Below are 11,032 nucleotides of genomic sequence, written 5' to 3'. Positions count from 1 at the left end.
TGGTGTTTTTGCTTTTTTAATGGGAATAATGTATGTTTTTACAGGTAATTCATTCGATTAAAGCCATTTTCTAGTGAAAAGATTAAGTAATGTTTTTGGTGAAAATGTGACCACAAATCGTATTTTTTCACTGTATTTATTTTGAGAAATCTCCCATCCATTATTAGAATAAACAGGAAAATACAGTTCAAAATAATCCGGAACCAGATTTAACCGGACACCACTATCATATCTGAATTTTTCACTTTCATGTTTGCTTTTCATTAAACCAACATCGCCATAAACTTCAATCCAGTTCCAGATCGCGTAGCTGGCGTTTAGGGTTGCCATCCATTGATTGGCATATCTTGGCTCAATTTTGGATTTAAATCCGCCCTCGGCTATGACATACTGCTGGCTAAAAATCCCAGTACTTTCTGATCTTCCGAAAAAGTTATAGTCAAACATATAATCTGATGGACGGTCTAAACCAAAACTGAAATAATCGGAATTTGTTGTATTGTACATAAAGCTTCCGGCGTATAATCTTAAATTTAATTTACGATTGTTTTCAAAAAGCCTTCTGTACTCAATTTCTGCAGCCAATTTTCCGAAGTTTCCGGAGAACTGGACATCAGTCATAAAATTAAAATGATTCACTAACTCCGTTTTTGTATTGGAATAACGCGCATTAAAAATAGAATAATTTGGAGTTGAATTGTCTGTTATATAGGTACTGGCTTCTCTATTTACGATAACCTGCCTAAACATAATCAGTTGCTTTCTGTTATCTCTGAAATTTTCTTCACGGATTCTGAATTGCACCATTGGATTTAACCTTAAGTAAGTCGCATCAGGCGCATAGTGGTAATAGTTTTGACTGATCGAGTATCGCACATTATATAAGGTACTGTTTCGGTAGTATTGATTCCAGGAAAAAGAAGAAGAACCTGATAGCGTTCCTGCATTAAGTGAATAAGCCGGATTAATGTCAAATGTAAAAGGTTTGTCTAGAATTGTCTTGTTGTGAAAACGCATTCCGGGAGTAAAACCATCATAATAATTATACGTTAGCGTTGGAATGTATAAAATCTGATTGTAATATGGATCTTCCAGATCTTTGGCAAAATTAAATTTTATAGGACGATTGGTGATTACCAGACTTTTTAGTGATCTCCAATTGTTTCTTTGGTTGTATTCCGGAACCTCATTGTCGTAGTTTATAACAATCTTGTCGGCATTTTTTCGAACAAAAGTATAGGTCGAATCAGCTGTTTTGGGTTCGACCCATTCTTTAAAAACAACTTCATCTTTCTTAATTCCATAAATAGGAATCGGAGCATAGATGCCGGTTCTGTTTTTAATTCGAAATGCTACAGTGTCTTTAGTTCTGGAAACATGGGTGAATTTATAATCAATAATATCACGGGAGCCTATAATGGTGTTGAAAAACCAGTCAATTTTTTTGGGACTGTTTTTAGTCAGTATTTTTTCAAAATCGTATCGATTGGTCTGTTCTGATTTGTTTAAATTATAAAACTGCTGAACACTTTCAGGAACAATATTGTGGTTTAAATAATCATCTAAATAGCTAAGACTTAAACCTGCACGATACTTACTTGCAATTTGTTCGTTAAATTTGATTAAAGTGTTTTTCGGATCTCCCAACGGCTGATCCAGATTTTTACGGGCCATAAGCATGTAGTAATAGCTGTATTGCTCGTTGAATGTCAGATTAGTAATATTGAAACTCGAAAAAAGTTTCATATCAGAAAGCCTTCCTAGCATTTTTTGATCCAGATGATTTTCTTCAATGTATTTCATCATTGTATAGATCTGAATACCGTCATAAACCCAGTTGTCTTTTCGGGGGTCCAAACGCAAACTATTTTTTAGATAATTGTTCAGATAGGTTTTTAGGAACGTAATTTCAAAGACAAAATCATCTGAAAACGGACTAATAAATGAGGGTAACTGATTCAGCCCGTAGAACGGATTTCGATCATAATCAACCTGTGAGATTGTGATTTTTTGATGTGGATATTTTCCAATAAAAGAATTGGCAAAAGTAACTACTTTATTGATGATGATGGCACTTTGAATATCAGTCAGTCTTTTGTTTTTAAGATTTGTAAGTACCTGAAGCGAACCATTTTCGTAGTTTTTGAAACTATTTTGCTTTTCGATAAACAAGGTGAAATCATTTCTATTTTTCCCTGCAAGTACATAGGTTTTAAAAGATGAAGTTGCATTGTCTTCTGAAATCTGATTCAAATCAGAAGTTACAGAGTACTGTTGCGGTACTTTTATTTCAATTTCGTAATCGGTACCGGCATTGGCAATATCATCTAAATTGAAATTGTTGTATTTCATAAAACGATGATTTTCAAAACGCGCCGGGCTTAAAAACCAGTCTTTTAAATTCATACCGCCATTTTGATCAAAACCATAACGGGTGAATTTATCACTCGGTATTTTGGCAATATAAATTATATGCAAATCGATTTTTTCTCCCGGACGTAATTTACGATTCAGTTTTACTACAATATAATCCGGATTTTTTGCTGTTCTTTCCCATTCAAGTGCAGCGTTATCTGAATCGGTTAGGCTTAAAACCGTTGTACTTCCTCTTTCTGTAGTTTTTGCCAAATGAAAACCTCTGTAAAATTCGTCGGAAAATCGTCGGGCTAATGGCGTATTTTTATCGGAAAAAGCATTGTTCCAATCGTTAAGGACAATCGAAATCAAAGAATCATTTGAAGTGTTGTAATAGGTGATGTCTTGTTTTATATTCAGGGTTTTGAGCTCAAGATTAACGGCAACCTCCATCTTAGACTGATGTTGTGCGTATTGTTTTATCGAGCTGAATAAAACGAAAATATAGAATATGATTTTATAAAATGATTTCAAGGATAGAGTAAATAATTTAAATTGTAAATAAACTCAAGCGTAAATAATGATTTTGGTTTTTTGTAAAAATAGTATAAAAAAAGCTGTTTAAAAAACAGCTTTTAATTTTTGTAGTATTTTATTTAATGTAATTTTATAGCCGATATGAGTTTCTCTTGTTTTCTGCCTGTTCAGCAGGAAACTTAAATTTTTATATCACTTGTAAAATTGATAATTGTATTAAAAATTTGGACTCAAATCGTATTTTTTGTAGAATTTGTCTAATACATCAACTACTTCATCTTCAGTGTCTACAATCTTGAATAAGTTTAAATCTTCAGGACTTACTGTATGCATTTTTTCTACAAGTACAGTTTTAACCCATTCGATTAATCCTGACCAAAATTCAACTCCAACTAATATAATTGGGAATTTTCCAATTTTTTTAGTTTGAATCAAAGTGATGGCTTCAAACATTTCGTCAAGAGTTCCAAAACCTCCTGGCATTACTACAAAACCTTGTGAATATTTAACGAACATTACTTTTCTCACAAAGAAATAATCGAAATTCAGGTTTTTGTCGTGATCAATATAAGGATTGAAATGCTGCTCAAAAGGCAATTCAATGTTTAGTCCAACAGAAGTTCCGCCACCTAAATGTGCTCCTTTGTTTCCAGCTTCCATGATTCCGGGACCACCTCCTGTGATTACTCCGTAACCTGCTTTACTGATTTTATAAGCAATTTTTTCTGCCAATAAATAATATTTGTCGTCTGGTTTTGTTCTTGCGGATCCAAAAATAGATACACATGGACCAATACGTCCCATACTTTCATAACCGTTTACAAATTCAGCCATGATTTTAAAAATCGCCCAGCTGTCGTTGGTTCTGATTTCATTCCACGTTTTTTGTTTTAAACGGTCCTGAATTACTTTATCCTCATCATTATCAAAATCTTCTAATCTCATTTTAGGTATTTTAATTATTTATATTTTTATTTCTAGCTGTGTCAAGTTTAGTAGGGGCAGAAGGAGCTATTTCCCGCTGTCCACTATATCTTTTGTGTCGAACCGCGTTACAAAAGGATGCCGTTCCCATCGAGGCTAGGCCATTAGTTTTCAAATAAATTATTGGTTTAGTTGAAAAGAGTCTTTTCTTAAAAATTTGATTTTTTTTGAAAAAGCGACTACTAAATTAACTCTTTTTTCTAGAATTGTCATAGAAATAGATAATTATTAGATCTCAAAAATGGTTTGACGAAGTTTGTTTCGTCGATTTGTTCTGAATATCAGTTATCTATAAGGTAATAAAAACTATTTTAGTAATAATTTATTTCTCGAGTCATTTTTGTATCGAAAGATCCATTTTTAAAAATCAAAATTGAAGTCCAGTTATTATTTATGTCATACTGATAGCTTTGTTTTAAGGTGTAAATATTTTTATTACTCTCCTTATCTGTTAATATATCAGATATAAGATTGTTGTTTTTGTCATATTTACATTTTCGGACTGCTCCGTCATAAGCCAGTTCAATAAGATTGTTGTTAATGTCAAATAGAAAGGTATCATTGTCAGAATCTTCAAATCGAGTAGCAGTAATTGAATTAATTCTTCCGAAATTGTCATATTTTAGATTAGTCGATTTTTCTATACGATCATCTCTAAGAAATTGGTCAAATCTTGAAATTTCCCCTTTTTTGTTTAGGTGATAGACATTTTTATCGAAATTGGAATTAATTGTTACTGAGTCCTTTTTTAATTCTTTCGCATTATGATTTTTGTTTTCAAAATGATGAATTTTTTCTATAATGAAATTTATTTTATTCTCATAAATAGATAAATTTCCAGCAACATAGGGCGTGTTTTCCACGATGCTATATTGATACTTTTTTGCTAATTTGTTTTTTTCAAGATATTCATAATCTTTAATATTTCTCTCATAAATTTTTTGTTTTAAATCATAGTTAGTTGATGATTTTCTTATGATATTATGGTTGTGATCATAAACGATACTATCTATAGAGCATAATCTTTCTGACTTGTCGTTCCTAATTTCATAACGCTGTCTGGTGATGATTTCTTGAGAATAATTAAATATGATTTTTTCATTTCTATAAAAATCCTCACTCCGCGTTATTTTACCATCAGGGTTAAATTCGATATAATACGTTTTTGTATTATTGTCATAATAATAACAGCTGATATTTTTAATAGGCTTTGCCTTTTTTAAATTAAGATTTTCTAGGTTAGTTGGAAAAAGATTTAGTGTGGGATTGATTTTAAAATCCCATATTGCAACTCGATAATAATCTTTAGGATCGTTAAAAGTTTCTATCTGCTGACTATATATAGTGTGACTTACCAATAGAAAAAGGAAAAAGATTTTCTTCATATATTTAAAAATATTACTCCAATTCTTTTTTCAAAAACTTAGCGGTGTAACTTTTTTTGCTTTTCGCAACTTCTTCCGGAGTTCCTTTAGCGATCAATTGTCCGCCGCCTTTTCCGCCTTCTGGACCAATATCGATAATATAGTCCGCAAGTTTAATAACGTCCATGTTATGTTCGATTACTAAAATTGTATTTCCTTTATCCACTAATTTATTTATGACATCCATTAAAACGCGAATATCCTCAAAATGTAAACCAGTTGTCGGTTCGTCTAGAATATAAAAAGTGTTTCCGGTATCTTTTTTTGACAGTTCTCCAGCCAGTTTAATACGTTGCGCTTCACCACCTGACAATGTTGTACTTTGCTGACCTAAGGTAATATAGCCTAAACCAACATCCTGTATAGTTTTTACTTTTCTGTAAATCTTCGGAATGTTCTCGAAAAACGGAACCGCTTCATCAACGGTCATATTTAAAACATCGGAAATGGATTTTCCTTTGTATCGAATCTCCAGTGTTTCTCTGTTAAAACGTTTGCCTTGACAGGTCTCACATTCTACATAAACATCAGGTAAGAAGTTCATCTCGATGGTTCTCACGCCAGATCCTTCGCAGGTTTCACAGCGTCCACCTTTTACGTTAAAACTAAATCGTCCTGCTTTATAACCTCGAATCATACTTTCGGAAGTCATAGTAAACAGGTTTCTGATTTCTGTAAAAACTTCGGTATAGGTCGCCGGATTAGAACGTGGTGTTCTTCCAATCGGACTTTGGTCGATATCAATTACTTTATCGATATGTTCTAGTCCTTCAATTTTTTTATAGGGCTGTGGTTTTTTAACACCATTAAAATAGTAAGCATTTAAAATTGGATAAAGCGTTTCGTTAATCAAAGTTGATTTTCCACTTCCTGAAACTCCCGTCACACAGATCAGTTGTCCTAAAGGCAGTTCAATAGAAACATTTTTTAAGTTGTTTCCTGTTGCTCCCGTTAGTTTTAAGGACTTGCCATTTCCTTTGCGACGTTCCTTCGGAATCTCGAGTTTCATTTTACCGTTCAGATATTGAGCAGTAATGGTGTTGGATTTTAATGTTTCTGCCGGAGTCCCAATGCTGATGATTTCTCCGCCATATTTACCGGCTTTTGGGCCAATATCAATTACATAATCGGCAGTTTCAATCATGTCTTTATCATGTTCCACCACAATAACCGAGTTTCCAATATCACGTAATTGTTCTAATGATTTAATTAGTTTTTCGTTGTCTCTTTGATGTAAACCAATACTTGGTTCGTCCAGAATATACAAAACACCAACCAGCTGTGATCCAATTTGAGTCGCCAGACGTATACGCTGTGCTTCACCGCCTGAAAGTGATTTTGAACTTCGGCTTAATGCCAGATAATTCAAGCCAACATTCATTAGGAAATTTAAACGGTCCTTGATTTCTTTAACGACTTCTGAGGCAATCAAAAGTTGTTTGTCGGTTAAGTGCGTATTTAGATCCTGAAACCAGGTTGTTAAATCAGAAATATCCATATCACATAGCTCTGTGATATTTTTATCATTGATTTTGAAAAACAAAGCTTCTTTTTTCAAACGGGAGCCTTCACAAACTGGGCAATTAACCTCGTCCATGAAATCTTTTGCCCAACGTTTGATAGTTGTTGAAGCACTTTCATCGTATTGATTTTTGATAAAATGAGAAATTCCTTCAAAATCTATTTTATAATCTCGGGTAACGCCAAGATCTTTTGAATTTACCGTGAATTTATCTTTTCCACCATGTAAAATAACAGTCATGGCTTCTTCCGGAATTTTCTCAATAGGGTCTGTTATCTTAAAACCATATTTCTCACCAATAACCTCTAATTGTTTAAAAATCCAGGATGATTTGTATTCACCAAGCGGAGCAAAACCACCTGCTTTTATTGATAATTTAGGATTTGGAATAATTTTTTTGACATTGATTTCATGTACAGTTCCCAAACCATTACAATGCGGACAAGCTCCTTTTGGGGAGTTGAAAGAAAATAAATTAGGTTCCGGATTTTGATACGAAATACCAGTTGAAGGGCACATTAAATTTCTACTGAAATAACGCACTTCGTTAGTGTCCTGATCCAAAATCATCAGAACATTTTCGCCGTGATGCATCGCTGTATTGATACTTTCGGCCAGACGTTTTTGGTTGTCTTCATTATCTTCGATCAACATTCTGTCGACCACAATTTCTATGTCGTGTGTTTTGTAACGATCCAGTTTCATTCCGGAAACTAAATCCTGAACTTCCCCATTGACACGTACTTTTAGGAATCCTTGTTTGGTAATTTGTTGAAACAATTCAGCGTAATGTCCTTTTCTGGCTTTAATTACCGGAGCCAGAATATTGATGCGCTTTCCATTAAAATCCTGAATGATTAAATCTTTAATTTGCTCGTCAGAATAGGAAACCATTTTTTCGCCGGTGTTGTAACTATAGGCGTCGGCACCACGAGCATAAAGAAGCCTCAGGAAATCGTAAATTTCAGTAATAGTTCCTACGGTAGAACGTGGGCTTTTACTGGTGGTTTTTTGTTCAATTGCAATTACGGGCGAAAGTCCATCGATTTTATCTACATCGGGACGTTCTAAGCCGCCAAGGAACTGTCTGGCATAAGCCGAAAAAGTTTCTACATAACGACGCTGTCCTTCGGCATAAATGGTATCAAATGCCAAAGATGATTTTCCCGAGCCTGATAAACCGGTAATAACAACCAGTTTTTCGCGCGGAATTGAAATGTCTATATTTTTTAGATTATGAACTCTTGCACCAAGAACTTCAATAGTATTGTCTTTTTCTAACATAAATTTGAGCAAAAAGCAAAGTTACCATTTTGATTTGTTCTTTTGATACTGGAGTGCAAAAGTTTATGTTACAAATAGTAACAAAAAACGCTAACCAAAGTTAGCGTTTTCTTTTTCGGGTAAGCATATATTCTTCGATGGCTTCTTTGGTGGTGTACCAGTTTCGGCCTTCTTTATAAGCGTCTATTTTGCCTGTTCTGGCTAGTAAACTTACATATTCCTGACCGTATGGAGTTTCTGGTTCACTTACAATATCAGATATTTTCTGGTAATCATAATCATTGCCGGGCATTGCACTTAGGTAAATATTTAAACTACGTTCCAAAGCCTGACACATCAAAAGGGTTAGTTTTTGATAATTACCGTTATTAGCCTGATTGAGTGCTTCATAATATTTCTTTCGATCGTTTTTAAGAATAATGGCAGGCGGAAAACCACAACGCATTAGTAATAAATTCATACTCAAACGAACTGTACGTCCGTTTCCATCAAAAAAAGGATGAATCCAAACTAGTTTATGATGGTAAATCGTAGCTAGTTCAATATCGTTCAGCTCTAATGGATTTGTATTGATGAAATCGATTAGTTCATCAAGATAATCTGAAACTTTGTTTGCATTGGGAGGCATAAAATTAGCTCCGGAAATGCGGACACCTCCGTTGCGTAAACGACCGGCAAAATCATCTTCAATAGAACGTAAAACCAATCCGTGAATAGAGAAAATATCGATGCTTCGAAGTTTGTACGTATCGTCTACAATTTGATATAGATAATCAATAGCTTTATCATGATTATGGGTTTCAAAATGTTCCCGAAGTGATTTTCCTTTGATGGTAATGCCTTCCTGGATGACCATTTGGGTTTCCCGCAAGCTCATGGTGTTTCCCTCTATGCTGTTCGAGTTGTATGTCCATTCTAAAGATAAACTCTCTCGAATTTTATGCAAAGCAATATTGGGCAGTGGTCTGCTGTTTTGCAGATCGAGCCTTTTTTGATACAATCGATCAAATGTTGATTGAAATTCAGTTCTATATGTTAAGTCTATATTCCACATTACTTGCCAAAGGTACTTCTTAATATCGGATAATTCAAAAAAATAACCTATCCGATATTAAGGCTACTCAATTGTCATAGAACGCAGTTTGGTTCTATAGGCTTCAAGTGCTATAGATTTGGAGATGAAGCCATAGTATTTTTCGTTTCGGATAACGGGAAGGAATGCTGTTTTTGATATTTCAAATTTGCTCATTACAATTTCCATACTGTCAGTAGAAGAAATGGTAGCTGCCGGCGTTTTCATGACGTCTTTAATTAAAGTGTACTTGACACGATAAGAGTTAAAAATAATCTCCCTTATATCGTTAAAATGAACAATACCAACAAGCTCTTTTTCATTGTTTACAACTGCAAAAACCACCTGGTTGGAGTGGGAAATAAGATCGACCAGTTTGCTTAAGTTCTCCTCTGGATGTACTGTTAGATAGTCACATTGAATAATGGTGTCGATATCTAAAGTTGATAAAATATTTGAATCTTTATTGCTTGTAAAAGCGTGTCCTTTTTTAGCAAGACCTTTAACGTCTAGTGAATATTTTTCAAAACGTTTTGAAATTGCAAAACTGATTGATGATACAATCATCAGTGGAATCATTAAGCTGTAACCTCCCGTGATTTCAGCAATTAAGAAGATAGCGGTTAAAGGTGCATGAAACAATCCACTTAAAATTCCCGCCATTCCAACCATTGTAAAATTACTGATTGGCAGTTTTGATAAACCGATAAGACTAATGAATTTAGAGAAAAAATAACCTAAATAAGATCCTAGAAATAAGGAAGGTGCAAAATTACCACCGTTTCCACCGCTACCAATAGTTAATGCCGAGGCAAAAACTTTGACCATCATAGTACATCCTACAAATAATAATAAAACCCACTGATTGTTTCTGAAATCTTCAAACAGGGTATTGTTTAATATTTTTCCGGGATCGGTTTCGGATAGTGTTTTTATACTTTCATAACCCTCTCCAAAGAGTGTTGGGAAAACAAAAATTAGTAAGGCCAATAACGAAGCTCCTATTAATGCTTTTTTGTAGGCTCCCATTTTTAGATTGGCAAAATAATGCTCAATTCTTTGAAAATTTCGGGCGTAATAAACGGCCATAAAACCGGTTAAAATTCCTAAAAGTACGTAAAATGGAATATTATGATAATTAAATGCTTCCTGTTTTTTAAAGGATAATAAAATCGTTTCGTCCAAAACAATAGCCGAAACTAAAGCCCCTGTTGCGGCCGAAATCATGATAGGAGTAAAAGCTGAAATACTTACATCTACCAGCAAAACCTCAATTGCAAAAAGAACTCCGGCAATAGGAGCGTTAAAAGCAGCGGCAATTCCAGCTGCAACACCACAGCCAATCAGTAAAGTCCGGTCTTTATAAGGTAATCTGTAATTTTGAGCAAAATTTGACCCAAAAGCGGCCCCTGTAACCACAATGGGGCTTTCAAGACCCGCGGAACCTCCCAAGCCAACCGTTAAGGAACTTGTAACGATTTGGGCATACATTTGTTTTCTGGGAATAATACTCGCTTTTTTTGCAACAGCATACAATATTTGTGATGTTCCTTTTTCGATGCTACCGTTTAGAACTCTTTTGACAACAAAAACAGTAAGTACAATACCAATAATTGGAAGTATACTGTTAATAAAACTCAGTTTTAAAATTCCGTTGATATAAGTGGCGAATGAAAAAACACTATGGGCAAAAGTTTTTAAAACAATTACTGCCAGAGAGCAGGAGATACCAATTAAAACGCTTGACAGGAAAATAAATTGCTTTGGAGTCATTAACGATTGTCCTAAAGCGATAATGTTTTCTAGTTTTCTAAAATATTTTTTTAGCATGCTGTTTGTAAAAGGTTAGGGAAA

6 protein-coding genes are annotated in these 11,032 nt (G+C 34.2%); all 6 read right to left on the bottom strand.

Going from position 1 to position 11,032, the window contains the following annotated elements:
• Positions 1 to 57: 57 nt before the first annotated feature.
• Positions 58 to 2,808 carry a gluzincin family metallopeptidase gene (locus AC3IS6_RS19255; RefSeq protein WP_489164933.1) on the bottom strand — a complete coding sequence of 917 codons (2,751 nt, stop codon included), beginning with the start codon at positions 2,806 to 2,808 and terminating at the stop codon, positions 58 to 60.
• 300 nt (positions 2,809 to 3,108) lie between these two features.
• Positions 3,109 to 3,837, bottom strand: coding sequence for an LOG family protein (locus tag AC3IS6_RS19250; RefSeq protein ID WP_068845660.1), 729 nt, complete (start codon positions 3,835 to 3,837; stop codon positions 3,109 to 3,111).
• A 350-nt stretch (positions 3,838 to 4,187) separates the two neighbouring features.
• Positions 4,188 to 5,261, bottom strand: coding sequence for a hypothetical protein (locus AC3IS6_RS19245; protein WP_489161755.1), 1,074 nt, complete (start codon positions 5,259 to 5,261; stop codon positions 4,188 to 4,190).
• A gap of 13 nt (positions 5,262 to 5,274) precedes the next feature.
• Positions 5,275 to 8,106, bottom strand: a complete 2,832-nt coding sequence (uvrA, locus tag AC3IS6_RS19240; protein ID WP_489161753.1) for an excinuclease ABC subunit UvrA — start codon at positions 8,104 to 8,106, stop codon at positions 5,275 to 5,277.
• A gap of 100 nt (positions 8,107 to 8,206) precedes the next feature.
• A complete protein-coding gene (locus tag AC3IS6_RS19235; protein WP_489161751.1) occupies positions 8,207 to 9,160 on the bottom strand; it encodes a Fic family protein in 954 nt (317 codons plus the stop codon).
• Between the two features lie 63 nt (positions 9,161 to 9,223).
• A complete protein-coding gene (locus tag AC3IS6_RS19230) occupies positions 9,224 to 11,008 on the bottom strand; it encodes a chloride channel protein (RefSeq protein WP_173964594.1) in 1,785 nt (594 codons plus the stop codon).
• Positions 11,009 to 11,032: the final 24 nt, after the last annotated feature.

It is taken from the genome of Flavobacterium sp. KH_035 (assembly GCF_057839565.1).
This window is presented reverse-complemented; position numbering and strand designations above follow the sequence as displayed.

Bases quoted from the DNA above. Each gene is read 5' to 3' on its own strand.
- AC3IS6_RS19255 (WP_489164933.1), bottom strand. From the start codon at position 2,808: ATGGAGGTTGCCGTTAATCTTGAGCTCAAAACCCTGAATATAAAACAA.
- AC3IS6_RS19250 (WP_068845660.1), bottom strand. From the start codon at position 3,837: ATGAGATTAGAAGATTTTGATAATGATGAGGATAAAGTAATTCAGGAC.
- AC3IS6_RS19245 (WP_489161755.1), bottom strand. From the start codon at position 5,261: ATGAAGAAAATCTTTTTCCTTTTTCTATTGGTAAGTCACACTATATAT.
- uvrA (WP_489161753.1), bottom strand. From the start codon at position 8,106: ATGTTAGAAAAAGACAATACTATTGAAGTTCTTGGTGCAAGAGTTCAT.
- AC3IS6_RS19235 (WP_489161751.1), bottom strand. From the start codon at position 9,160: ATGTGGAATATAGACTTAACATATAGAACTGAATTTCAATCAACATTT.
- AC3IS6_RS19230 (WP_173964594.1), bottom strand. From the start codon at position 11,008: ATGCTAAAAAAATATTTTAGAAAACTAGAAAACATTATCGCTTTAGGA.